General features: G+C 72.4%; 26 protein-coding genes. 14 read left to right on the top strand and 12 right to left on the bottom strand.

Annotated elements, in window-relative coordinates:
* The first annotated feature begins 16 nt into the window (after positions 1-16).
* From ABME02_RS15915 to ABME02_RS15930, 4 genes are all read left to right on the top strand, one after another.
* On the top strand, positions 17-1705 hold the full coding sequence (locus ABME02_RS15915) for an ATP-binding protein (RefSeq protein WP_353816312.1): 1689 nt from the start codon (positions 17-19) through the stop codon (positions 1703-1705).
* Positions 1698-2414 carry a response regulator gene (locus ABME02_RS15920; protein WP_353816313.1) on the top strand — a complete coding sequence of 239 codons (717 nt, stop codon included), beginning with the start codon at positions 1698-1700 and terminating at the stop codon, positions 2412-2414. The genes ABME02_RS15915 and ABME02_RS15920 overlap by 8 nt, the downstream gene beginning before the upstream one ends.
* 46 nt (positions 2415-2460) lie before the next feature.
* Entirely contained in the window at positions 2461-2691 is a 231-nt protein-coding gene (locus ABME02_RS15925; RefSeq protein ID WP_353816314.1) for a DUF1653 domain-containing protein, read from the top strand.
* 161 nt (positions 2692-2852) lie between these two features.
* Positions 2853-3671, top strand: a complete 819-nt coding sequence (locus ABME02_RS15930; RefSeq protein WP_436408285.1) for a DedA family protein — start codon at positions 2853-2855, stop codon at positions 3669-3671.
* 6 nt (positions 3672-3677) lie between these two features.
* Here the strand turns inward: ABME02_RS15930 and ABME02_RS15935 are convergent, their stop codons facing one another.
* Positions 3678-4811, bottom strand: a complete 1134-nt coding sequence (locus tag ABME02_RS15935) for a helix-turn-helix transcriptional regulator (RefSeq protein ID WP_353816315.1) — start codon at positions 4809-4811, stop codon at positions 3678-3680.
* A 137-nt stretch (positions 4812-4948) separates the two neighbouring features.
* Here ABME02_RS15935 and ABME02_RS15940 point away from each other — a divergent pair, with 137 nt between their 5' ends.
* From ABME02_RS15940 to ABME02_RS15950, 3 genes are all read left to right on the top strand, one after another.
* Positions 4949-6691, top strand: a complete 1743-nt coding sequence (locus tag ABME02_RS15940) for an FAD-binding oxidoreductase (protein WP_353816316.1) — start codon at positions 4949-4951, stop codon at positions 6689-6691.
* Positions 6688-7266, top strand: coding sequence for a hypothetical protein (locus ABME02_RS15945; RefSeq protein ID WP_353816317.1), 579 nt, complete (start codon positions 6688-6690; stop codon positions 7264-7266). The genes ABME02_RS15940 and ABME02_RS15945 overlap by 4 nt, the downstream gene beginning before the upstream one ends.
* 205 nt (positions 7267-7471) lie before the next feature.
* Complete coding sequence (locus ABME02_RS15950; protein ID WP_353816318.1) at positions 7472-7720, top strand: hypothetical protein; 249 nt, start codon at positions 7472-7474, stop codon at positions 7718-7720.
* 13 nt (positions 7721-7733) lie between these two features.
* Here ABME02_RS15950 and ABME02_RS15955 read toward each other — a convergent pair whose 3' ends face one another.
* The 7 genes from ABME02_RS15955 to ABME02_RS15985 all read right to left on the bottom strand — a co-directional run bounded on the left by ABME02_RS15955 (position 7734) and on the right by ABME02_RS15985 (position 13263).
* Entirely contained in the window at positions 7734-8636 is a 903-nt protein-coding gene (locus ABME02_RS15955) for a hypothetical protein (RefSeq protein WP_353816319.1), read from the bottom strand.
* Positions 8636-9001, bottom strand: coding sequence for a PadR family transcriptional regulator (locus tag ABME02_RS15960; RefSeq protein ID WP_353816320.1), 366 nt, complete (start codon positions 8999-9001; stop codon positions 8636-8638). The genes ABME02_RS15955 and ABME02_RS15960 overlap by 1 nt, the downstream gene beginning before the upstream one ends.
* A gap of 93 nt (positions 9002-9094) precedes the next feature.
* Positions 9095-10024: a cation diffusion facilitator family transporter gene (locus tag ABME02_RS15965; RefSeq protein WP_353816321.1), complete on the bottom strand. Its 930-nt coding sequence runs from the start codon at positions 10022-10024 to the stop codon at positions 9095-9097.
* A 69-nt stretch (positions 10025-10093) separates the two neighbouring features.
* Positions 10094-10714: an RdgB/HAM1 family non-canonical purine NTP pyrophosphatase gene (gene rdgB / locus ABME02_RS15970; RefSeq protein WP_353816322.1), complete on the bottom strand. Its 621-nt coding sequence runs from the start codon at positions 10712-10714 to the stop codon at positions 10094-10096.
* Positions 10715-10728: 14 nt separating this feature from the next.
* Positions 10729-11505 carry a ribonuclease PH gene (gene rph / locus ABME02_RS15975; protein WP_353816323.1) on the bottom strand — a complete coding sequence of 259 codons (777 nt, stop codon included), beginning with the start codon at positions 11503-11505 and terminating at the stop codon, positions 10729-10731.
* Positions 11502-12356 carry a glutamate racemase gene (murI, locus tag ABME02_RS15980; protein WP_353816324.1) on the bottom strand — a complete coding sequence of 285 codons (855 nt, stop codon included), beginning with the start codon at positions 12354-12356 and terminating at the stop codon, positions 11502-11504. Before murI ends, rph begins: the two co-directional genes overlap by 4 nt.
* Positions 12357-12372: 16 nt before the next feature.
* The gene (locus tag ABME02_RS15985) at positions 12373-13263 is read right to left on the bottom strand and encodes a LysR family transcriptional regulator (RefSeq protein ID WP_353816325.1); all 891 of its coding nucleotides are present in this window, start codon (positions 13261-13263) and stop codon (positions 12373-12375) included.
* A gap of 68 nt (positions 13264-13331) precedes the next feature.
* On the opposite strand from ABME02_RS15985, the gene ABME02_RS15990 reads away from it, so the two are divergent.
* Both ABME02_RS15990 and ABME02_RS15995 read left to right on the top strand, forming a co-directional pair.
* Positions 13332-14225: an EamA family transporter gene (locus ABME02_RS15990; RefSeq protein WP_353816326.1), complete on the top strand. Its 894-nt coding sequence runs from the start codon at positions 13332-13334 to the stop codon at positions 14223-14225.
* Positions 14226-14248: 23 nt separating this feature from the next.
* Entirely contained in the window at positions 14249-15568 is a 1320-nt protein-coding gene (locus ABME02_RS15995; protein WP_353816327.1) for a nicotinate phosphoribosyltransferase, read from the top strand.
* 52 nt (positions 15569-15620) lie between these two features.
* Here ABME02_RS15995 and ABME02_RS16000 read toward each other — a convergent pair whose 3' ends face one another.
* From ABME02_RS16000 to ABME02_RS16010, 3 genes are read right to left on the bottom strand one after another with little or no spacing between them, the layout of a single operon-like run.
* Complete coding sequence (locus tag ABME02_RS16000) at positions 15621-15908, bottom strand: DUF3039 domain-containing protein (RefSeq protein WP_353816328.1); 288 nt, start codon at positions 15906-15908, stop codon at positions 15621-15623.
* A gap of 21 nt (positions 15909-15929) precedes the next feature.
* Positions 15930-17504: a hypothetical protein gene (locus tag ABME02_RS16005; RefSeq protein ID WP_353816329.1), complete on the bottom strand. Its 1575-nt coding sequence runs from the start codon at positions 17502-17504 to the stop codon at positions 15930-15932.
* On the bottom strand, positions 17480-18814 hold the full coding sequence (locus tag ABME02_RS16010) for an ABC transporter ATP-binding protein (protein ID WP_353816330.1): 1335 nt from the start codon (positions 18812-18814) through the stop codon (positions 17480-17482). The genes ABME02_RS16005 and ABME02_RS16010 overlap by 25 nt, the downstream gene beginning before the upstream one ends.
* Before the next feature lie 187 nt (positions 18815-19001).
* On the opposite strand from ABME02_RS16010, the gene ABME02_RS16015 reads away from it, so the two are divergent.
* The 5 genes from ABME02_RS16015 to ABME02_RS16035 all read left to right on the top strand — a co-directional run bounded on the left by ABME02_RS16015 (position 19002) and on the right by ABME02_RS16035 (position 23501).
* Entirely contained in the window at positions 19002-19802 is an 801-nt protein-coding gene (locus ABME02_RS16015; protein ID WP_353816331.1) for a hypothetical protein, read from the top strand.
* A 100-nt stretch (positions 19803-19902) separates the two neighbouring features.
* Complete coding sequence (locus ABME02_RS16020; protein WP_353816332.1) at positions 19903-20595, top strand: phosphocholine cytidylyltransferase family protein; 693 nt, start codon at positions 19903-19905, stop codon at positions 20593-20595.
* Between the two features lie 135 nt (positions 20596-20730).
* Positions 20731-21528, top strand: coding sequence for an ABC transporter permease (locus ABME02_RS16025; protein ID WP_353816343.1), 798 nt, complete (start codon positions 20731-20733; stop codon positions 21526-21528).
* Entirely contained in the window at positions 21528-22301 is a 774-nt protein-coding gene (locus ABME02_RS16030; RefSeq protein WP_353816333.1) for an ABC transporter ATP-binding protein, read from the top strand. Before ABME02_RS16025 ends, ABME02_RS16030 begins: the two co-directional genes overlap by 1 nt.
* Positions 22302-22373: 72 nt before the next feature.
* On the top strand, positions 22374-23501 hold the full coding sequence (locus ABME02_RS16035; RefSeq protein WP_353816334.1) for a hypothetical protein: 1128 nt from the start codon (positions 22374-22376) through the stop codon (positions 23499-23501).
* Positions 23502-23508: 7 nt separating this feature from the next.
* Here ABME02_RS16035 and ABME02_RS16040 read toward each other — a convergent pair.
* On the bottom strand, positions 23509-23913 hold a 405-nt coding region (locus ABME02_RS16040; protein ID WP_353816335.1), incomplete at its 5' end, for a hypothetical protein.

The following is a 23913-nucleotide window of genomic DNA, read 5'->3' on the forward strand; positions in this document are numbered from 1 at the left end:
GCCGACCGGACGTATCGTGAGAGCGGACGACGACGCCTGCGAGGTGGACATGGTGCGATGGGTGCGCGGATGGAGCATCGCCGCGAAGCTCTTCGCCCTGCAGCTGGCGGTGATCATCGCGCTCGCGGTGATCGCGGTCGCGTTGGTCTGGGCCGACGCGCGCGCCGACGTCGAGCGTGACGCGGCGGTGAAGTCGATGGCGATCGCGCAGACCATCGCGAACGACCCGTTCGTCGTCGACGCCGTGCGCACCGACGATCCGACGGCCGCGCTGCAGCCGTACGCGCTCGACGTCATGCGCGAGGCCGGGGTCGACTTCATCACGATCATGGCGCCCGACCGCACGCGCTATACGCACCCCGATCCGGCGCAGATCGGGCAGGAGTTCCTCGGCAGCATCGACCGGGCGCTCGACGGCGAGCCGTTCAGCGAGACCTACACGGGCACGCTCGGGCCGTCCGTGCGCTCGGTCGTCCCGATCGAGGATGCGGCAGGCGACGTCGTCGCGCTCGTGTCGGCAGGCATCACGGTGTCGAACACGCAGGTCGCGCTCGGCGCGCGGATCGCGACCGTGGTCCTCGCCGCCGCGCTCATGATCGCGCTCGGCGCGCTCGGGGCGTGGCTGCTCAGCCGCTACCTGCGGCGCGTCACCTGGGGTCGCGGCGCCGAGGAGATGAGCCGCATGTTCGCCTACTACGAGGGCGTGCTCCACTCGCTCGGCGAGGGTCTCGTGCTGCAGGACGACCGCAACCGCGTCGTGCTCGCGAACGATCGCGCGCAGGAACTGCTCCGGCTGCCCCGCGGAGTCGTCGGAGGGACCGCGCCCGCCGCATTGGACGGACTCGGCCTCGCGCCCGCGGTGGCGGAGGTGCTGGCACGGCCCGACGCCGTCGTCGACGAGATCGTGATCACGCCGACGCACGTGCTGGTCGTCGATCGCGACGTGGTCGTCTCCCGCGCGCGCCCCGGCGACCCGCACGCGCGGCGCGTCGGAACGGTGACGACCGTGCGCGATCACACGCGGCTGCAGGAGTTGACGGGCGAGCTCGCGACCATGACCACGCTGTCCGACGCGCTCCGCTCGCAGGCGCACGAGTTCGCGAACCGGCTCCACACGATCATCGCGCTCATCGAACTGGGCAGGCCGGAGGACGCGGTGGAGCTCGCGTCGAACGAACTGGCGCTCAGCCAGGCGCTCGCGGACCGCCTGCTCTCCGCGGTCGAGGAGCCGGTGCTGCTCGCGCTCCTGCTCGGCAAGGCGGCGCAGGCCGGCGAACGCGGCATCCGCTTCGAGGTCGACCTCCCCGAGCGACTCGCGGCGACGGGGATCGACCCGCGCGAGACGATCACGATCGTCGGGAACCTCATCGACAACGCGCTCGACGCCGCGAGCACGACGGCCGCGCCCGAGGTCGACGTCGCGATCGAGGCGGGTGAGGGGCGGCTCGTGATCGCGGTCGCCGACAGCGGTGCTGGGCCCGCCACCGGTGCGCGCGTGTTCGACTTCGGCGTGACGGGGAAGGCGGATGCCGCTGCCGGCGGAAGCCATGGACAGGGCATCGGCCTCGCGCTCGTGCGCCAGTCCGTCGACCGTCTCGGCGGGCGCATCCGCGTCGACGGCTCCCGGTTCGAGGTGACCCTCCCGCTCCCTGGCGACGTCGTCGACGCCGCCGGGCCTGGAGCGCCGGGAGCCGCGGATGCCTGAGGCCGACGCACCGATCCGGGTCCTCGTCGTCGAGGACGACCCGGTCACCGCCGAGGCGCACGCCGCCTACACGACCCGCGTCGCGGGCTTCGAGGTCGCCGGCATCGCCGGCACCGGCGCGGAGGCGCTGCGACTCCTCCGCGATGCCCGTCGTCCCGACGGGTCGATCTCCGGCATCGACCTGATCCTGCTCGACGTGAACCTGCCGGACACGACCGGCATCGAGCTCTGCCGAGCCCTCCGCGCCGCCGGGATCGAGATCGACGTCATCGCGGTGACCGCGGTGCGCGAGGCCGCCGTCGTCAGATCGGCGGTCTCGCTCGGCATCGTGCAGTACCTCATCAAGCCGTTCGCGTTCGCCGCCTTCGCCGAGAAGCTCGGCGCCTACCGCGACTACCGGGCCCGAGTCGGTTCGGCGATCGTCACCGACCAGCAGGAGGTCGACGCGTCGTTCGCGGCACTGCGCGTCTCGTCTGGTTCCGACCTGCCGAAGGGCCTCACCCGCGAGACGCTGGACCGGATCCGCGCGGCCGTGCGTGCGGCACCGGCCGGCACCGGCGTCTCGGCGGCCGAGCTCGCCGCACGGCTCGAACTCTCGCGCGTGACCGCGCGCCGCTACCTCGAGCACCTCGCCGACACCGGCGCGGTCGAGCGCGCGAACCGCTACGGCACGCCGGGCCGCCCCGAGGTCGAGTACCGGCCGCGATGAGCGCGATGCGCGTCGCGCCTGCGCCGGCCCTCCGTACGATGGGCCGGTGACCTCTTCGAGCGAGCCGCCGGCCATCTCCCCCGGCGTCTACGAGCACTACAAGGGCGCGCACTACGAGGTCCTGGCGCTCGCACGCCACAGCGAGACCGAGGAGTGGGTCGTCGTCTACCGACAGCTCTACGGCGATCGCGGCGTATGGGTGCGACCCGCCGAGATGTTCGCCGAGCAGGTCGAGGTCGACGGCGGGCTCGTCGCCCGCTTCCGGCGCGTCGACTGACGGCGAGCGGATGCCGCGGCGCGGCCGCCGGCGGGCGCGTCATCCTCACGGCGGATTCGGGGGCTGCCCCGATCGCCGCGGGGCATCCGCTCGCTAGACTGCACGGACACCCAGCAGACCGGGACCGGCTTCCGCCGGTCCGATGACAGGAGCACCACGCCGTGATCCACACCGCGCTCATCCCGTGGCTCGACCCGGAGACGATCATCCAGGGCGCAGGGCCGTGGGCGCTGCTCGTCGTCTGCTTCATCGTCTTCGCCGAGACGGGCCTGCTCGTCGGGTTCCTCCTGCCGGGCGACACGCTGCTCGTCATCTCCGGCCTGCTGTCGAACTCCGAGCTGGTGCCGCCGAACGGCGTGTTCGGCGTCTCGGTCTGGCTCGTCGCCCTGCTCATCGGCGTCTCCGCGTTCGTGGGCGGGGAGGTCGGCTACGAGATCGGCCATCGCGGCGGCCCGAAGGTCTTCGAACGCAAGGAGAGCGGGCTCTTCAGCGTCAAGAACGTCGAGCGGACGAACGCGTTCTTCGAGCGGTTCGGCGGGCTGACGATCATCCTCGCCCGCTTCGTGCCGATCGTGCGCACCTTCGCGCCGGTCGCCGCCGGCGTCGGCCACATGAACCGCGGGCGCTACACGCTCTACAACTTCATCGGCGCGGTGCTCTGGGGCTTCGGCCTGACGATGTTCGGGTACGCGGTCAGCTTCATCCCGCCGGTCGCGTTCCTCGTGCGCGAGTACATCGACCTGATCCTCCTGGTGGCGGTCGGCGGCACCGCGCTCGTCACCGCCTGGCACTACTTCAGCGAGCGCCGCAAGGCGAAGAAGGCCGAAGCCGCGGGCGAAGACGTCGTGACCGACGAGGAGGAGGCCGAGGAGCTCGTGCTCGACCCCGACGTGTTCGACCGGCCGCCGCACCTCGACGGCGACCACCCGCACCACGGCGACGCGCACGGCGACGACCGGCCGCCGCACGACGGCCGCTGAGGCCGATCAGCCCGCGAACCACCCCGTCGCGCCGACGGTCTCGCCCATGCGCGGCACGTACTGGTCGAAGTAGACCCGGGAGATGAGCTCGCGGCGGCTCCGCACGCCGGCCTTGTCGAACACCGACTTCAGGTGGTCCTGGACGGTGTAGGCCGACACGTGCAGCGTGGCGGCGATCTCCTTCGTCTCCACGCCCTGCAGCACCAGCCGCGTGACGTCGCGCTCGCGCTGGGTGAGGCCGAACGCGGCGACCACGAGCGAGACGATCTCGGGCGGCCGCGCCTCCTCGATGGTGACGACCACGTCGCCGGTCGCACCGGCGGCGCCGTGCAGCGGCGAGGCGTGCAGCAGCAGCCAGACACCGGACCCGGTGCGGACGCGCGCCCGAGCCGGCGGGGCCTCGGTCGAGACGAGCGTGCGACGCGCGGCGCCCACGAGCGACGTGACGAGGCTCAGCGGGTCGCCGCCGTGGGCGTTGCCGCGGAGCTGCTCGAGCCGTTCCTCCGCTCCGAGGCTGATCTGCGCGACCTCGTCGTTCGCGTCGATGATGACGACCGCGGGGCCGCCGGTCTCGCCGAGCGGCACCGAGTCGTGCGCGAGGCGGGTGAGGATGCCCGAGCGCACGCCCCGCGCGAACGACTCCGACAGCGAGCCCAGGAACTCGACCTCGTCGACGGCGAACACCGGATCGTCGCTGCCGCGGAAGATCGCGAGGCACCCCCAGACGGCGGTGCCGTCGCGGAACAGCAGGCGGGCCTCGTCGGCGAATCCGTAGACGGGCGTCATGAGCCGTGTCATCCGCTCGGACCGGTCGACCTCGTCGGCGGCGGACGCGTGCATGCCGATCGCACGGTGCTCCCCGACCGCGAGCGATCGGAACGACGTGGGCTCCTCCGTGCCGTACTCGATGATCCCGAAGAGCCGGTCGTGCTCGTTGTTCGCCTTCAGCGCGCCGTACTTGCGGGCGCTCGTGAGCATCATCGTGGCCGGGTCGTGGGTTCCGACGCACGCCCCGACCCAGGGCACGGCGCGACGCACGGAGTCGGTCGCCTCGCCGATGAAGTCGTCGAGATCCAGCCCGGCGCGCGCGAGCACGTCGAGGTCGCCCCGCACGCGGGCACCGGTCAGCTGGGGAATCACGCGTTCAGTATGCGCCTCGGCGGGCGAACACGGTATCCCAGATGACTGGGAGCCGCGCGAAGAACGCCGGTGGGATCGCGGATTCCCCCGTCGAGCGGGATACCGCCGACCGCGGCCGGCCGCGCACGATGTCCGACGTGACCACCACCACGACCATCGAGACCGGGTCCGTCGACGACCGCGGCGAGCTGATGCACGCCGACGACGCGACCGCGCAGCTGTGCCTCTCCCTCGTCCGGCTCGAGGCGGCGCTCGTCGAGCGCGGCCTGGGGCTCGGAGCGGTGACGCAGGTGCGGATCCATGCGCTCGAACCCGGGTCCGCGTCGGAACTCGTCGAGCTCGTGCTCGAGCGGTTCGGCACCGGCAGGGACGCGCCGGTCGTCGCCTGGGTCTCCGCCGCCCGCCATGACGTGCCGGGGATGCTCGTACGCCTCGCCGCGGACGTGGCGGTCCCCACCCCGACCGGAGAACCGATCTCCACCGACCCCTCGAACCGAAGGACCGACATGAACCCGTCCCCCACCGCCACCTCGACGCTCCGCGACGCCGGAACCGTGCACCTGCCCGGCGACCCCGGCTTCGAGGCCGCCACCGTCCCCTGGAACCTCGCCGTCGTCCAGCGTCCCGCCGCAGTCGCGGTGCCGCGCACCGTCGACGAGGTGGCCCGCGTCGTCGCTGCGGCGACCGAGCTCGGGCTGCGCGTCGCACCGCAGAGCACCGGCCACGGTGCCGCGGCGCTCGCGGCCGGCTCGCTCGCCGACGTCGTCCTGGTGCGACTGCACGAGCTGACCGGCGTGACCGTCGATCCCCTGGCCCGCACGGCACGAGTGCTCGGCGGCACGCTGTGGCGCGACGTGGTCGAGGCAGCGGCCCCGCACGGCCTCGCCGCACTCCACGGCAGCGCGGGCGATGTCGCCGTGGCCGGCTACGTGCTCGGCGGCGGCCTGTCGTTCTACGGTCGCAAGCACGGGCTCGCGTCCTCGCACGTGAGCGCGGTCGAGCTCGTGACCGCCGACGGCACGCTCGTCCGCGCGAGCGTCGACGAGCACCCCGACCTGTTCTGGGCGCTGCGCGGCGGTGGCGGCGGCAACTTCGGCGTGGTCGTCGCGGTCGAGATCGACCTCATCCCGGTCGGCGACGTGGTCGCCGGCATGCTGCTCTGGGACCTCTCGAAGGCGTCAGAGGTGACGCGGGCCTGGGCGCGGTGGACGGCCGACCTGCCGGATTCCGCGACCACGTCGCTGCGCTTCCTGCGGTTTCCGCCCGATCCCGCGATGCCTCCGTTCCTGAGCGGCCGGAGCCTCGTCGTGATCGACGGCGCGATCCTCGAGGACGACGACCGTGCGGCGGGGATCCTGGCGCCGCTCCGTGCCCTCGCACCCGAGGTCGACACGTTCGGGCGCATGCCGGCCGCCGGCCTCGTCGATGTCCACATGGACCCGCCTGGCCCGGTTCCGTCGGTGAGCGATCACGCGATGCTGGCCGAACTGCCCGACACCGCGATCGACGCGCTGGTGGCCGTGGCCGGCGCCGGCGTGGAGATCCCGCTCATCTGCGCGGAGCTTCGCCACCTGGGCGGTGCGCTCGCGCGGCCCGGCGACGGCGCACTCGCACGCCTGGACGGCGAGTACGCGCTGTTCGCCCTCTCGCCGGCCCCGACGCCCGAGATGGCGGCGGTCGGCGAATCGGTCACCAGCTCGGTCACGGCGGCGCTCGCTCCGTGGTCGAACGGCACCGTGTTCCTGAACTTCGCCGACCGCGGAATCGACGTCGCGACCGGGTTCGACGCCGACGCGTGGGCGCGACTCGTCGAGGTGCGTCGCACGGTCGACCCGGACGGCGTCTTCGTCGCCGCCCACCCGATCGGCGACCGCCGATGAACCCCACGACCACCGACACCACCGAACCGAAGGAGATCACCACCATGTCCATCCGTCGCCTCACGGCCGCCGGCGCGCTCGTCGCGCTCGCCGTCGCCGTCCCGACGCTGCCCGCGCAGGCCGCACCCTCGAGCGATCCCGCCCGGCCCGACCACGCGACCCAGTCCGCCCTCGTCGCGCAGGTCCGGGCCGCCACGGCGCACTTCCACGACGTCGACGTCGCCCTCGCGGAGGGCTACGTCGACACCCACGAGTGCTCGAGCAGCCCCGACGGCGCCATGGGCATCCACTTCGTGAACCCCGCGCTCATCGCGCCGGGCGCGCAGGTCGACCCGACGCGCCCGCCGGTGCTGATGTACGGTCCGTCCGCCTCGGGCGACCTCGAGCTCTGGGGCGTGGAGTTCTTCGAGCCGGATGTCGGGCAGCCCACGCCCATGTTCGGGACCGTCCCGTTCGACGGCCCGATGCCCGGGCACGACCCGGAGATGCCGGTGCACTACGACCTGCACGTCTGGACGGGCCAGCACAACCCGAGCGGCCTGTACGCGCCGTTCAACCCGTCGCTGTCCTGCTGAGCACGCGGATGCCGTGTGCCGATCGCACCCGTCCGGGGTCGGTCGGCGCGCGGCATCCGTCGCCCGACACCGGGCTCGCGGCGGGCGCCGAAGTCCGCACGCCACACACCATCCGTCGTCTATATCGCATTGCGATATAACGCCGAGCGTCATACACTGCGACCGGACCCGATACGCGGCATCAGCCGCAGTGGAGGTGGTCGAGATGGAGGAACGCAACGGACGCGCATGGTGGATCGCCGGCGCGGTCGTCGCCATCGCGGTCGGAACCCTGTCGTGGGTGCAGTCGATCGGCTACTGGGTGCAGCGCGGGACCGGCGCCGCCGAACCGGCGTTCCTGTTCGTCGACCACGACGGGCCGAGCGTGACCGGGGCGCTGCTCGGCACGGTGTTCCTGGCGATCGGCGCGCTCTGCGCGGCCATGGCCACGCGCCGCTCGCGGCGCCGCGCCTGAACCGACGGCCGGATCACGCGGGGCGGGGTTCGCGCTGCCGCGCCCGCGCGCCGGACGGGGCGGGCGTGAGCGCGAGACCGGCGCCGAGCAGCACCGACGTCACGGGCACGAGCCACACCGCGATCGCCATCGCGGGTCCGCGGAGGAACACCTCCATCGGCACGCCGCTCGCGAAGCCGAGGAGCGCGACGCCCAGGAGGAGCACGAGGCTGCCCACGACCGCGAGGGGCGTGAAGCTGAGCGCGCCGAGGGCGCGCGTGCGGACGGCGATGACCCCGGCGACGACGAGCACGCCGAGGATCGCGAGGAACCCAGCACCGAGCAGGATGCTGCCGACGAGGTCGAACGCCCCACGCCACGGCGAGACCGTCGGCAGCGCGTAGCTGAGCATGGTGACGCCCCCGAGGCCGACCATCGCACTGCCGACCGCGGCCGCGATGCGCAGCGTCGACACCGTCGCCGCTGCGGCGGCGGAGAGTCGATGCGCGAGCGCGAGCAATCCGATCGCGGTGAGCGCGGCGCCGACGAACACGATCGTCGGATGCACGGCGACGTCGGTCGAATCGAATCCGACCGCCGCACCGGTCTGGCGGACCAGCCCCCAGAACCCGTAGCTCGAATAGCTCGCCACGATCATGGGCAGGCCGATCGCCGTCGCGATCCCGGCTCCGAGGCCGGCGAGGTTGACGTGCATGACGGACTCCTTCCGTGCGTGTTCCCGCATCGCCGCCAGCAGCAGGTCGACGACGATCCGCGTCCGCGCCGATCGCGCGGAGGCGGTGCCCTGCGACTGCGCCTCTCGGACGGTGTCGCGGGCGAGCACCCGGATCTCCTCTCCGTACTCGGAGCGGAACTCCCCGGGCAGCATCAGCATCGCGGCGCCGAACAGCCGCCCCTCGACGCCCGGCGTGGACATCAGGCCTCACCCCACCCCGTGAGCAATCGCTTCAGGGCCGCCTGGCGGGCCAGGGCTGCGACGCGCGCGGCCTCGGCCGCCGCGACGCGCTCGCCGAGGCCGGTGATGCGGTAATACTTGCGACGCTCGTCGTCGAGCTCGGGGTCGACACGCGTGGCCGCCTCCTCGATGAGCCCGAGCGTGCGAAGCCGCTTGATCGCCCCGTAGAGCGTGCCGGGTGCGAGCACGATCGACCCCTCGGTGCGCTCGCGGACCTCGCGCATGATGCCGTACCCGTGCCGCTCCTCGTCGGCGAGCGACAGGAGGATGTGGAAGACCGGCTCCGTCAGCGGGAGCAGGTCCTTCGGCTGGGTCTCGGCGGTCATGCGCTCCTCGATCGTTCAATGTATCGAACTGCGGTATATCGCGTCACGATACATCTGGTAATGGTGCGCGTCAAGCATCGCGCCCCGCGCGACTCACGCGTGCGTCGTCGACTCGCGACGCCCGTGGCCCGAGGGCTCCAGCTGGAAGGTCGAGTGCTCGACGTCGAAGTGCTCGTCGAGGCATCCGCCCAGTTCGTCGAGCAGTGCACCGACCCGCCCCTCGGCGAACACGGCGGGCTCGACCTCGACGTGGGCGCTGAAGACGTGGGCGCCGGTCGTGATCGCCCAGACGTGGACGTCGTGCACGGCCACCACGCCATCGGTGCGGAGGATGTGGTCGCGGATCTCCGCGACATCCGTCTCGGCCGGCACCGACTGGCTGAGCACCCGCATGACGTCGCGCAGCAGCACGAGCGCGCGCGGCACGATGAGCCCCGCGATGAGCAGCGACGCGATCGGGTCGGCCGCGTCCCACCCCGTGACGAGGATCACGATCGCCGCGCCGATCACGAGCACCGAGCCGATCGTGTCGCCGAGCACCTCGAGGTAGGCGCCGCGCAGGTTGATCGACTGCGACGCGCCGCCGCGCAGGACCAGGAGCGCCGCGACGTTCGCGAGGAGACCGACGACCGCGATGACGAGCATCGGGCCCCCGGCGACCTCGTGCGCCTCGCCCGACGCGCCGGAGGCCAGCCGGCCGATCGCGCTCGCCGTCACCGCGATCGCGACGACGACGAGCAGCACGCCGTTGAAGAGCGCCCCGAACACCTCGAACCGGCGGAAGCCGTAGGTCTGCCGGTCGTTCGCGGGACGCGCGGCGACGATCGCCGCGCCGAGCGCGACCACCAGCCCGAGCAGGTCGCTCGTCATGTGCCCGGCGTCGGCGAGCAGCGCGAGCGAGCCCGTCAGCAGGCCGCCGACGACCTGGACGACGAGGAACGCCCCGATGATCGCGATCGCGATCCCGAGTCGTCGTCGGCCGGCGGCGTGCGCGTCGGCGGCGTGGTCGTGCGAGTGTCCCATCCCCTCAAGCGTAGGCACGGATGGCGCGCCTCGCCGGTGATGGGAATGAGTCCCGTTCTCGCCGGCGGCTCAGCCGAACCGGGTCACTCGCTCCAGCTCGGGCAGCAGCGCCCGGAACGCCCGTGCCCGGTGGCTGTGCGCGTTCTTCACCTCGGGCGCGAGCTCGGCGGCCGACACGTCGAAGCCGTCGGGCAGGAAGATCGGGTCGTAGCCGAACCCGTTCACGCCCGCGCGCTCGGTCGCGATGCGCCCGGGCCACGCGCCGACGGCGGCGAACTCGTGCGGCTCGCGCCCCGCGGCATCCGGCACCACCAGGGCGATGGTGCAGTGGAAGTGCGCGGTGCGGTGCGGGTCGCGGATGTCGCCGAGCTGAGCGAGGAGGAGCTCGAGGTTCGCCTCGGCGCCGCGGCCCGGGCCGGCCCAGCGCGCCGAGAAGATGCCCGGCGAGCCGCCCATGACGTCGACCGCGATGCCGGAATCGTCGGCGAGCGCGATGCGACCCGTGTGGGATGCCGCAGCGCGCGCCTTGATGAAGGCGTTCTCGTCGAACGAGGTTCCGTCCTCGACGGGCTCGGGGCCGTCGTACGCCAGCACCGTGATGCCGGGGAACTCGGCTCCGAGGATCTGCTGGAACTCGGCGACCTTGTGGGCGTTGTGCGTGGCGAGGACGACCTCGAGCGGCTGCGGCATCCGTCGGCCCTCGATCAGCCCGCGGCGCCCGCGGCCGCGCCGCCGAGCTGCGCCTCGAGCGCCGCCCGCTGGATCGCGGTGAGCTCGGTCGTGCCGGCGAGCGCGAGGTCGAGCAGTTGGTCGAGCTCGCGCCGGTCGAACGGCGCACCCTCGGCGGTGCCCTGCACCTCGACGAAGAGGCCGCGGCCGGTCGCGACGACGTTCATGTCGGTCTCGGCCCGCACGTCCTCGACGTACGCGAGGTCGAGCATCGGGGTGCCGTCGATGATGCCGACCGAGACCGCCGAGACGGTGTCGATGAGCGGCGTCGCCTTCTGCGCGATGAACTTCCTCCCGCGGGCCCACTCGATCGCGTCGGCGAGCGCGACGTACGCGCCCGTGATGGCCGCGGTGCGCGTGCCGCCGTCGGCCTGGAGCACGTCGCAGTCGATCTGGATGGTGTTCTCGCCGAGCGACTTCATGTCGACCACGGCGCGCAGGCTCCGGCCGATGAGCCGGCTGATCTCGTGGGTGCGGCCGCCGATGCGGCCCTTGACCGACTCGCGGTCGTTGCGGGTGTTCGTGGAGCGCGGCAGCATCGCGTACTCGGCGGTGACCCAGCCCTTGCCCTTGCCGGTCATCCAGCGCGGCACGCCGTTGGTGAAGCTCGCGGTGCAGAGCACCTTCGTGTTCCCGAACGAGATCAGCGCGCTGCCCTCGGCGTGCGTGCTCCATCCGCGTTCGATGACGACGTCGCGAAGGGCGTCGGGGGTGCGGCCGTCGGCGCGCACGATGTCGGGGGTCTCGGTCACTGGGTCCTCCTGTGGGTGGCGGATGCCGCGGCGGCGGCGGGCAGCGTGAGTGCGCCGGTCTGCACGAGCTCGACCTGCGAGATCTCGGGGCCGATGAGGCGGTGCGCGAGGTCGAGGAACGCCGCGCTCGAGTCGCCGGTCGCCTCGAAGCGGTGCACGGGCGGTTCGGGCGAACGCCGCTCGAGGCCCTGGGAGACCAGCACGCGGTAGACGTCGTTCGCGGTCTCGACGTCGCTCGAGACGAGGCTGACGCCCTCCCCCATGACGTAGGAGATCGCGCCCTTCAGGAACGGGTAGTGCGTGCAGCCCAGTACGAGGGTGTCGACGCCCGCCGTGCGGAGCGGTGCGAGGTACTCCTCGGCGACGGCGAGCACCTCGGGCCCGGTCGTGACGCCCGCCTCGACGAACTCGACGAAGCGGGGGCACGCGGCCGACGAGAGCTCGAGGTGCGGCGCGGCGGCGAAGGCGTCGTCGTACGCGCGCGACTGCACGGTCCCGGCGGTGCCGATCACGCCGACGCGGCCGGTGCGCGTGGTCGCGACCGCGCGCCGCACAGCGGGCTGGATGACCTCGACGACCGGCACGTCGTAGCGCTCGCGCGCGTCGCGGAGCATCGCCGACGACGCCGTGTTGCAGGCGATGACGAGCATCTTCACGCCCTGTCCGACGAGGTCGTCGAGCACGGCGAGCGCGTAGCGGCGCACGTCGGCGATGGGCTTCGGCCCGTAGGGCGAGTGCTCGAGGTCGCCGACGTAGAGGATCGACTCGTTCGGAAGCTGGTCGCGCACCGCGCGGGCGACGGTGAGGCCGCCGACCCCCGAGTCGAAGATCCCGATCGGTGCATCACTCACGAGCCACCAGCCTAGATCAGCCGCGCGAGGGCCCGCCTTCGTCCGCGGCCGCCGACCCGTAGGCCGCGCGCACGGCGCGCGCGATGCGGCCGGTCGAGGGATGGCGATGGGTTCGGTGCCAGGCGAGTCGCACCTCGAGCGGCGGCGCGTCGACGATCGGGACGAACACCACGCCGGGGCGCGGAAGGTGGTGCGCGGTCGCCTCCGAGGTGACGCCGATCGCGTCGCCCGCGGCGATGAGGTCGAGCCACTCCTCGACGTCGCCGCTCCAGGTGAGCGGCGGCGCCGCGACCCCCGTCGCCTCCCAGAGCTCGCGCGTCGTGGTGCCGGAGCGGCGGTCGACCGCGACCTCCCACGGCGTGAGGTCGGCGAGCGAGACGGCCTCGCGTTCGGCCAGGGGGTGGTCGATGGGCAGTGCGGCCACGCGCCGCTCGCGGCCGACCAGCTCAGACTGCAGTTCGGGCGGCAGCATCGGGTGGCGAACGACCGCGAGGTCGACGTGCCCGTCGAGGAGCCCGGCGTCGCGCGTATTGATCCGTACCAGCCGGATCGGGCTCGCGGGGTGCGCCCGGTTCCAGGCGCGGAGCACTCCCGTGGTGTGCGCGCCGAGCGCGGCCCACGCGTACCCCACTCGAATGACGGCCCGCTCGCCGCGGAGGGCGGCGACGGCGCGATCGAGCTCGGCGGTGATCCGGCGCGCGGTGCCGGCGAGCATCGTGCCGGCCTCGGTCGGCTCGACGCGCCGGGTGGTCCGGTGCATCAGCGTCGCGCCGACCTCGCGCTCGAGCGCCGCGAGCGAACGGGAGACGGCGGCCTGCGACATCCCCAGCCGGTCGGCCGCGGCGGTGAAGGATCGCTCGTCGTCGACGGCGATGAGGACGCGGAGATGCCGCAACTCCAGTTCCATGCGTTGAGCGTATCAATGACCGCGAATTGCATTTCTGGACGCGTCAATCTCCGCGTAGCCTCGGCATCATGGCACGGATGAACGCGGACGGGATCGGCGGCGCGACCGCGGTCGTCGGCGGAGCGACCTCCGTGCAGGTCGGTGCGGCGATCGGCGCCACCATCTTCCCCCTCGTCGGTCCGGCCGGCGTCGTCGCGCTCCGCCAGCTCGTGGCGGCCGTCGCCCTGCTCGCGGTCGCACGTCCGCGCCGCCGCGACCTCACCTGGACGACCCTCCGGCCGGCCGTGCTCCTCGGCGGAGTGCTCGTCGTCATGAACGTCACGCTCTACGCCGCGGTCGAGCGCATCGGCCTCGGCCCGGCGGTCACGATCGAATTCCTCGGTCCGCTGGCGCTCGCCCTCCTCGGCTCACGTCGCCGCATGGACGTCGTCGCCGCGATCCTCGCCGCCGCGGGCGTCGTGCTCCTCACCGGCACCGTGCCGGGCATCGACCCGCTCGGCATCGCCTTCGCCCTCACGGCGGGCGCGGCGTGGGCCGCGTACATCCTGCTCAGCCAGCGCGCCGGCCGATCGCTGCCCGGCGTCCAGGGCACGGCGATCGCGAGCACGGTCGCGGCGATCCTCACCTCCCCGCTCCTCGTCATCGCGCTCCTCCGCCTCGAACCCGGCGCGATCGCGCTGGTCCTCGGCGTCGGCACGATCGCCGGCCTGCTGTCCTCCGCACTCCCCTACTCGATCGACCTCGTGGTGCTGCGACGGATGCCCCGGCAGCGATTCGCCGTGCTGCAGAGCGTGCACCCCGCCGCCGCCGCGCTCGCCGGACTCGTCATCCTCGGCCAGGCGCTCGCGCCGTGGCAGGTCGTCGGCCTCGCACTCGTCACGGCCGCGAACGTGCTCGCGGTCGGGTTCGGCGCGCGCCCCGCGACCCGAGCCACCGCGCGCGCCGCGGCCGCGGCATCCTGACCCCCTCGCACTAGGCTGGCCGGGTGACCGGGTCTGCTGCGCTGTTCACCGACCGCTACGAACTCACCATGGTGGACGCCGCCCTGCTCGACGGCACCGCCCACCGCGAGAGCCTCTTCGAGGCGTTCGCCAGGCGCCTTCCCGACGGGCGCCGGTACGGCATCGTCGCGGGGACCGGCCGCATGCTCGAGCTCATCGAGCGATTCCGCTTCGAGGACGCCGAGCTCGAGTTCCTCCGCGAGCAGCGCGTCGTCCGCGACGAGACCCTCGACTGGCTCGCCGACTACCGGTTCCGCGGCGACGTCTGGGGCTATCGCGAGGGTGAGGCGTACTTCCCGGGCTCCCCGCTCGTGACGATCCAGGCGCCCTTCGCCGAGGCGGTCATGCTCGAGACGCTCGTGCTCTCGGTGCTGAACTACGACTCCTCCGTCGCGAGCGCGGCCGCGCGCATGGTGTCGGTCGCGCTCGGCCGGCCGATCGCCGAGATGGGCTCGCGCCGCACCAACGAGGGGTCGGCGGTGGCCGCCGCGCGGGCGGCGTACATCGCGGGCTTCGACGCGACGAGCAACCTCGAGGCCGGGCGGACCTGGGGCATCCCGACCATGGGCACGGCCGCGCACGCCTTCACGCTGCTGCACGACAGCGAGGAGGACGCGTTCAGGGCGCAGGTCGAGGCCATGGGCCCGGGCACGACCCTCCTCATCGACACGTACGACATCCGCACGGGCGTCGAGACCGCGATCCGGGTCGCCGGCACCGGGCTCGGCGCGGTGCGCATCGACTCGGGCGACCTGCCGACCGTGGTCGCCGCGGTGCGCGAGCAGCTCGACGGGCTCGGCGCCGTGAACACGCGCATCACCGTCACGAGCGATCTCGACGAGTTCACGCTCGCCGCCCTCTCGGGTGCACCCGTCGACGCCTACGGCGTCGGCACGTCGGTCGTGACCGGCTCGGGCTTCCCCGCGGCCGGCATGGTCTACAAGCTCGTCGCCCGCCGCGGCGACGACGACGAATGGGTGAGCGTGGCGAAGGCGTCCACGAAGAAGACGAGCGTCGGCGGGCGCAAGAACGCCGCCCGTCGCATCGACTCGACGCGAACCGCGCGCGAGGAGCTCGTGTTCGTCGGCGACGGGCCCGACGGCGAGGATGAGTTCGCCGACGACGACGAGCTGCGGCCGCTCATGGTGCGACTCATGCACGAGGGGCGAGCGGATGCCGCGTTCACGGGCCATGCGGGCGTCGAGGCCGCGCGCGCGCATCGCGCCGAGGTGATGCAGGAACTGCCGATCGAGGCGTTCCGCCTGGGCCGGGGCGAGCCGGTGATCCCGACGACGTACCGCTGACTGGTACGCCATTGAGCGGCGCGGCGCCGAACGGGGCAGCGCTGCGCGGGGCTCAGCCCTTCTTCATGCGGTTGTAGATCTCCTTGCACGCCGGGCACACCGGGAATTTCTCCGGGTCGCGGCCGGGGGTCCACTTCTTGCCGCACAGCGCGCGGACCGGCTTGCCGGTCATCGCCGACTCGAGGATCTGCTCCTTCTTGACGTAGTGCGAGAACCGCTCGTGGTCGCCGGGCTCGATGTGCTCCTCTTCGAGCAGCTTCTCGAGTTCCCGGTCGAGGACCGAGGTGCCGCCACCGGGCGCGTCGGGGTCGGCGATGCTCGCCTGCGCGGGTCGGATCATGCCGAGAAGTCTACGCCGCGATCAGGCCCTGACGGCCGACGCGACGATCTCGGGCGCCCGGCGTTCGAACACGCGACCTCCCGCGAAGACGCCGATCACGAGGATGAGCAGGCCGCCCCCGGCTCCCGCCGCGAGCGACGCCGCGTGCCATGACGGGTCGTCGAAGATGCCGAGTCCGGCGAACCAGATCGCGGGCGCCGCCACGAGCAGCGCCGCGAACATCGTGAGCGACTGCACGAGCGCCGTGATCCCACCGGTCGACTGCGGCTGCTGGAACGGGCTGTCGCCGGGCTTGACGACCGGATAGGGCATCGCGGCCGAGGTGATCGACCCGATCCCGAGCCCGCCGAGGAGCAGGGCCGTGCTCACGCCGAGCAGCGACGGCAGGAGGCGCCAGTCGTCGAGCACGAAGACGGTCACGGCGCTGCCGAGTCCGATCACGAGGATGCCCGCGACGAGCACGGGCACGAGCCGGCCGAACCGGTCGGCCGCACCGCGCACGCCCGAGGCGACGTGCAGCCAGATCGCGGTGTTGTCGTACGCGGTGTCGTTGTGCAGGCTCCAGCCGAGCAGGAGGCACACGAGCGGCACGGGGATGAGCCCGAGGTACATGGACGGCACGCCGGCGATCCCGAGCGGCAGCATCACGAGGAGCGGTGCGATGGGCACCATCACGAGCGACACCCAGTACCGCGAGTCGCGGAACCAGTAGGTGGTGCTGCGCGCGGCGATCGCCCCGGTCGGCCCGCCCGTCGTGCGGCCGAACCAGCCGAGTCCGTGGTAGCTGCGCACGCTCGCCTGCCGCCCCGGCGTCACGAGCATCTTCGCGACGAGCGCCTTCCAGGCGATCCAGCCGAACCACACGGTCGCGCCCGCGATCAGGAGCTTCAGGAACGCGGGCCCCCATGCGCCGGACGCGGCCTCGCCTGGTGCGGCGAACGCGGCGCCGAGGGGCGTCCACGACAGCGCGCCGGCGATCGCTCCGATCGCGAACCGCCCGGACGCCGCCCAGTCGACCGTCGTCAGCGCGACCGCGATCGGCGCGAGCATGACGACGAAGAGCACGCCGAGCACGGCGCCGACGTCGCGCGCCCGGCGCGTCTCGAGGAGGAGCCCGGCGATGCCGGCCGCGAGCCGGGCCGCGAGCAGGCAGGTCGCGAACGCGAGCAGCGCGCCGAGGATCGCGAACACGGTCGTGCCGAATCCGCGCGACCAGGTCACGACGGTTCCCGTGAGCACGATCGCGAGCGCGACGGCGGGCACGCCGATCATCGCGGAGAGCGCGAGCCCGAGGGCGATCGTCCGATCGGGGATGCCGAACAGCGCGAACCGCCGCGGGTCCATGGTGTCGTCGACGCCGAAGACGAGCGGCACGACGAGGAAGCCGACCACGGTCGCGGCGCCGCCGACCACGAGGATGTCGCGGACGAGCGCCACGTCGTCGATCGTCCGGAGCCCCACGAGGATCAGGAAGAGCAGCGCCGAGATCCCGAGCCCGTAGACGATCGCGATCGCGAGCCCGACGACCTGCCAGGCGCTCCGCTTGAAGATGTTCCCGAGCAGCCGCAGCTTCAGTCGGAGAAGCTGTGCAACCATTCCATGCCCTCCGCTGCCTTGCGTCCGCCCGCGAGCTCGACGAACCGGTCCTCGAGCGTGTCGCCGCGGCGCACCTCATCGAGGGTGCCGGATGCCAGGACCCGCCCGCCAACGATGATCGCCGCCGAGTCGCAGACGCGCTCGATGAGGTCCATGCTGTGGCTCGAGAGCAGCACCGTTCCGCCGCCCGCGACGTAGCGCTCGAGGATGTCCGTGAGGTTCGCCGCCGAGACGGGGTCGACGGACTCGAACGGCTCGTCGAGGACGAGCATGCGCGGCGAGTGGATCATCGCGCACGCGAGGGCGATCTTCTTGGTCATGCCCGCCGAGTAGTCGGCGACGAGCCGGTCGAGGGCGTCCTCCAGGCCGAACGCCTCGGCGAGGTCCGCGCTGCGATCGAGCACGGTGCGGTGGTCGAGGCCGCGCAGGGATCCCGCGTAGTACAGCATTTCGGCGCCGGTGAGGCGGTCGAACAGGCGGAGCCGATCGGGCAGCACGCCGGTGATGCGCTTGGCGGCGCGCGGCTCCTTCCAGACGTCGATGCCGTTGACGTGCACCGACCCGCCGTCGGGACGCAGGAGCCCGGTGATCATCGAGAGCGTCGTGGTCTTGCCCGCGCCGTTCGGGCCGACGATGCCGTAGAACGAGCCGGCGCGGATGCCGAGGCTGATCGCGTCGACGGCGGTGGTGTCGCCGAACCGCTTGACGAGGCCGTCGATCGAGAGCACGACCGGCGCCTCGGGTGCGGGCGCCTCGCGAGCCACGCGGATCGTCCGCTTCTTCCGCGGCGACGGCGTCGCGGAGGTCGTGACCACCCCCAGCGGGATGACGGCGACACCGCGCTCGCCCTCATGGTCGTCGGTCGCGGGCTCGGGCTCGGCGTCGGCCGGCTCCGTCTCGACGGCTGGGTCGACCCCGTCGGCGGCGTCGGCGCCGACCAGCAGGATGGCGTCGCCCGTCAGGTCCAACTCGGCGGCGGGATCGGCCTCTGCCTCAGAGGCGACGTCGGTCGTGTCGCCTGCCGCGACCCCGGGGGCACTCGGGACCTCGACCGTGGCGTCGGCGTCGACAGGCTCGTCGCGCGTCCCCGGTGCCTCGTCGGGCCCGCCCGGATGCCAGGTCCGGGTCACCTCGGCCGCGCGCACGACGTCTGCGGACTCGTCGACGACCACGGCGCGTGCGCCGTCGGATTCGACCGTGGTCTCGACGGTCGTCGGCTCCGAGGGGACCTCGGTGGGGCTCTCGTCGGCGGCGTGCTCCGCGGCAGCGGTGTCCGCGACGGCGGCGGTGCCGATCTCGGGCTCCGCCACGACGGGGTCGACGGGGCCGGTCGCGCGTCGCGGCCTGGGCTCGGCCTCGGTCGTGTCGGTCGTGACGGAGGCGGCGACCCGCTCGCGGGCGGATGCCGCGGCCTTCCGTGCGTCGGCGGCGCGCGCCCTCGCCGCCGCCGTGGACGCGGCCCGGGCCGACTTCGCCGTCCGGCCCTTCGCGGCCGACGTGCTCGCCGACTCGCTCCGAGCGGCGGCGGCGCGCTTCTGCGCGGAAGCGCCGGTCTCGGTCGTCGCCTTCGCGCGGCCGGCCGACGCCGAATCCTGGGTGGACGCCGACCCGGTCGACGCCGCGTCGGACCCCTTCGCCGGGCGGCTCGTCGACGTCGAGGCGCCCTTCGGCGAGCCGGACTTCGCCGACGCGCGCTTCGCGGCGGCCTCCGATGCGGGCCGCTTGGCCGTGCCCGACGTCGCGGCGGGCTTCCTCGGAGTCGAGCCGCGCTTCGCGGCCGGCTTCACCGGTTCGGCCGCCGTGGTCGCGGTCGCGTCGTCGGCGGCGGTCGTGGCGCGGGCTGCGGACGCCCGCTTGGCGGCCGTCGATCGCGTGGCCGCCGACTTCGCCGACGTGCTCCTCGTCGTCGACTTCGACGCGGCCGACTTGGAGGTCGAGGCCTTCGCCGCGCTCGAACGTGCGGCCGACGACTTCGCCGCCGCGGTGCGGCCGGCGGGCGTCCCGCCGGCACGACCCGGTTCGCCACGCCCCTGTTCGGACGCGACGGATTCCCCCCGACCAGCAGACACCCCCGTGTCCGTGCCTTCGGGAGTCTCGTCCTCAGGACCTGATCGCGAAACGGAAGTCACCACGACAACCTACCAACCACCCCGGCCGGAGCCATGGACCTCTCACAGCGAATTCACGTCGTGGCGGGCGGAACCTCCGAGCCGGGCGCTACCCGCGCGTCGCATCACGATCCTGCTACGGCTTGCACGCAATCCCCAGCACGGACTTCTGCCGTCCGGTATCCTGTGACTCGGCATAACGGCGTGTCCAGAAGTGAACTTGCGGATGAACCACCGGTGAACTCGAACCGAATCGAGGCCTCCGGCATCCGATCGACGAAGGAGATGCAGTGACCACGCAGATCGTGATCCTCGCAGCCGGCATGGGGAGCCGGCTCGGGCGTTCCCTCCCCAAACCGCTCACCGAGCTCAGCGACGGCCGTACGATCATGCGCCAGCAGTTCGACAACATCGAGCACGCGTTCGGCCGCAACGCCGCCGTGACGATCGTGGTCGGCTACAAGCTCGAGCACATCATCGAGGCGTTCCCGCAGGCCTCCTTCGTCTACAACGAGGAGTACGACCAGACGAACACCTCGAAGTCGCTCATGCGCGCGCTGCAGGCGTCGCAGCCGGGCGGCGTGCTCTGGATGAACGGCGACGTGGTCTTCGACCCGGCGATCCTCGACCGTGCGCTCGCGCTCATCGCGCGCGACCAGTCGTTCGTCACCGTCAACACCGCCAAGGTGTCCGACGAAGAGGTGAAGTACACGACGACCGCCGAGGGCTACATCAAGGAGCTGTCGAAGACCGTCAAGGGCGGCCTCGGCGAAGCGGTCGGCATCAACTACATCTCGAGCCGCGACAAGAACACCTTCCTCGCGCACCTCCAGCGCGTGGGCGACCAGGACTACTTCGAGCGCGGCCTCGAGCTGGCGATCGAGAAGAACGGCCTGCTCGTCGAGCCGATGGACGTCTCCGACCTGTACGCGGTCGAGATCGACTTCGCAGAGGACCTGGAGCGCGCGAACCACTTCGTGTGACCTGCGCACCACACAGCGTGAGGAGCGGATGCCGGTCGCGGCATCCGCTTCTCGCATGTTCGGGCGGCGACGGCGCCAGCGCGCCGATCAGAGCGGTGCGGAGGCCGGCCTCCGGCCATCTACGATGAGAGCGTGATGAGCTACGCCGACTCGCATCCGTTCACGCGGACGCCATGGGACGGCTACCGGCATTCGCTGTGGCTCCTCACGACACGCGACCTCAAGGTCCGGTACTCGACCTCGGCGCTGGGCTACGTGTGGTCGGTGCTCGATCCGCTCGTGATGGCGGGCATCTACTGGTTCGTCTTCACGCAGGTGTTCGACCGCACCGTCGGCCAGCAGCCGTACATCGTGTTCCTGCTCGCGGGGCTCCTGCCGTGGATGTGGTTCAACGGGGCCGTCGGCGACTCGACCCGGGCCTTCCTGAAGGACGCGAAGCTCGTCCGCTCGACGATGATCCCGCGGACGATCTGGGTGAACCGGATCGTGCTGTCGAAGGGCATCGAGTTCCTGCTCGCGCTGCCCGTCCTCGCCTTCTTCGCGATCGTGTTCGGGGCGACCGTCTCGTGGGAACTCGTGCTCTTCCCCCTCGGGATCATCCTGCAGGCGGTGCTCACCGCAGCGGTGAGCCTCATCGTCGCACCCCTCGTCGTGTTCTTCCGCGACCTCGAGCGCGCGGTGAAGCTCGCGCTCCGCTTCCTCTTCTACGCGTCGCCGATCATCTACGGCACGAGCGACCTGCCCGAGGGCTTCCAGTTCTGGGCCGCGTTCAACCCGCTGAGCGGCGTGTTCGGCCTCTACCGGGCGGGCTTCTACCCCGACGAGCTCAACTGGTTCGACGTCGGCGTGTCCGCCGTCATGTCCCTCGCCCTGCTCGCCCTCGGACTCTGGGTCTTCCGCTCGTCCGAGCGCCAGGTCCTGAAGGAGATCTGATGGGCCGGGCAGCATCCGCTCCGACCCCCTCGGCGGAGGGGTACGCGATCCGCATCGACGGCCTCGGTGTCCGGTTCCGTCGCAACCGCCGCGGACGCCGTTCCTTCAAGGACCTGCTGGCGGGGCGGAAGCGGCGCACCCGCCCCGGCGAGTTCTGGGCGCTGCGCGACGTGCACGCCGACGTCCGCCCCGGTGAGGCGATCGGAGTCGTCGGACGCAACGGCCAGGGCAAGTCGACGCTGCTGAAGCTCGTCGCGGGCGTGCTCATCCCCGACGAGGGCGGCGTGCGCATCACGGGCGGCGTGGCACCGCTGATCGAGATCACCGGCGGCTTCGTCGACGACCTGAGCGTGCGCGACAACGTCTACCTGACGGCGGGACTGCACGGCATGAGCCGGGCGCAGATCGACGCCAAGTTCGACGAGATCATCGAGTTCGCCGAGATCGGCGACTTCCTCGACACGCCGTACAAGCACCTCTCGAGCGGCATGAAGGTGCGCATCGCGTTCGCCGTGATCTCGCAGCTCGAGGAGCCGATCCTGCTCGTCGACGAGGTGCTCGCGGTCGGCGACAAGGCGTTCCGCGAGAAGTGCTACCGGCGCATCGAGGAACTCCTCCAAGGCGGGCGCACGCTCTTCTTCGTCTCCCACAATGAACGCGACCTGCGTCGCTTCTGCACGCGGGGCCTCTACCTCGACAAGGGCGCGCTCGTGCTCGACGCCGGGATCGACGAGGTCCTGGACCGCTACAACGCCGACTACGGCACCCGCTGACCGACGTCAAGCCCCCGCCCCACCAGGCGGGTCCCGGCGACGTTCACATCCGGGCCGCCTAGGATCGTCGCCATGTCCGAACGCGTGCACCGGATCACGACGCTGGGCCGCAGCACGCCCGAAGAGGCACAGCCGGGCGACCACGACGCGACGAGCGGGGCGGACGCGGCGGAAGGCACCGGTGAGCCCGGAGGTCCCCGCGCCGCGCCCCCGATCGATCCGGCGGATCGCGCCGTCGGCCTCGAACGCGGATTCGACCGGCTCCTGTCGATCCAGCGTCCGATCGTGCTCGCGCACCTGCGCGCCATCCGCCGCAACCACCCCACGGCGAGCCCCGAGGAGCTCGTGCGCGTGCTCGAGCGCCGGTACCTCACGGCCGTCACCACGGGCGGCGCGGCCGTGGGCGCGACCGCCGTCGTTCCCGGCATTTCGACCGGCATCACCTTGGCCCTCTCGGGGGTCGAGACCGCTGGCTTCCTCGAAGCCACGGCGCTCTTCGCGCAGTCCGTCGCCGAGGTGCACGGCCTGCACGTGGAGAACCCCGACCGCGCTCGCGCGCTCGTCATGACACTCATGATGGGACGCGAGGGCGCCGACCTCGTGCGGCAGTTCGCCGCGCAGGCGACGGGGAAGGGCGTGCCGCGGAACGCGTACTTCGGCGAGATCATCACCAGCACGCTCCCCCGTGCAGTGATGGGCTCGGTCGTCGATCGACTGCGGCACGTGTTCGTGAAGCAGTTCGCCGTGAGGGGCGGAGCCGGGATCATCGGGCGGGCCATCCCGTTCGGCATCGGCGCCGCGATCGGCGGCATCGGCAACCACGTGCTCGGGCGCCGCGTACTGCAGCAGTCCCGTCTGGCGTTCGGCCCCGCGCCCTTCGCGCTCCCGGCCGACCTGGAGCCCCGCGGCGATGAGACGGTGCTCACCTCGGCCGGCCGCCGCCTTGCGCGCGCGGTGTCGACCGCGGGTCGCGTCGCGAGTCGGCCGTTCGGACGGCTGGCCGCCGGGGCGTCGAAAGGCGACGAGGGCGACGAGACGGATGTCGCGGGCGCCGCAGACGGCACGACCGTCCGCGACTCCGACGCCGACGCCGACGCCGACGCCGACGCCGACGGGCGCATCATGCCCCACGGTCCCGACCGCCCGGACGAACCGGCTCCGGAGGACCCGCCCGACCCCACCCACCCCGCGACGGGCTGACCGAGGGCTACGCGATCGGCTCGTAGCCGAGCAGTTCGCGCAACTGGCTCGTCTCGGCGTCGAGCACGTCCTCGGGCTTGCCCGCGTCGCGCCGCACGCGCGAGCGACCGCTCAGCGCGATCAGGCGATCGGCGACGTCGTGCTCGGGGTCGCGCTCCACGAGCCGCAGCGTGATCGCGAACCAGCGTTCGGCGAGTTCGAACTCGTCGGCGAACTCGAAGGCCTCGGCGACGTGCAGGTGCCGCCACCACGGCGCGGTGCCCGAGACGCGCAGCGCGTCGGCCGTCTCGATCGCGGCATCGCGCTCACCGAGCGCCAGCAGGATCGCGACCAGCCGGCCGGTCGCCTCGGAGGGCTCGCAGTCGGATGCGTCGGCCGCGCGTCGCGCGGCCGCCAACGCCCCGGCGCGCGC

This window comes from Agromyces zhanjiangensis (assembly GCF_040496055.1).
GTDB classification, from domain to species: Bacteria; Actinomycetota; Actinomycetes; order Actinomycetales; family Microbacteriaceae; genus Agromyces; species Agromyces zhanjiangensis.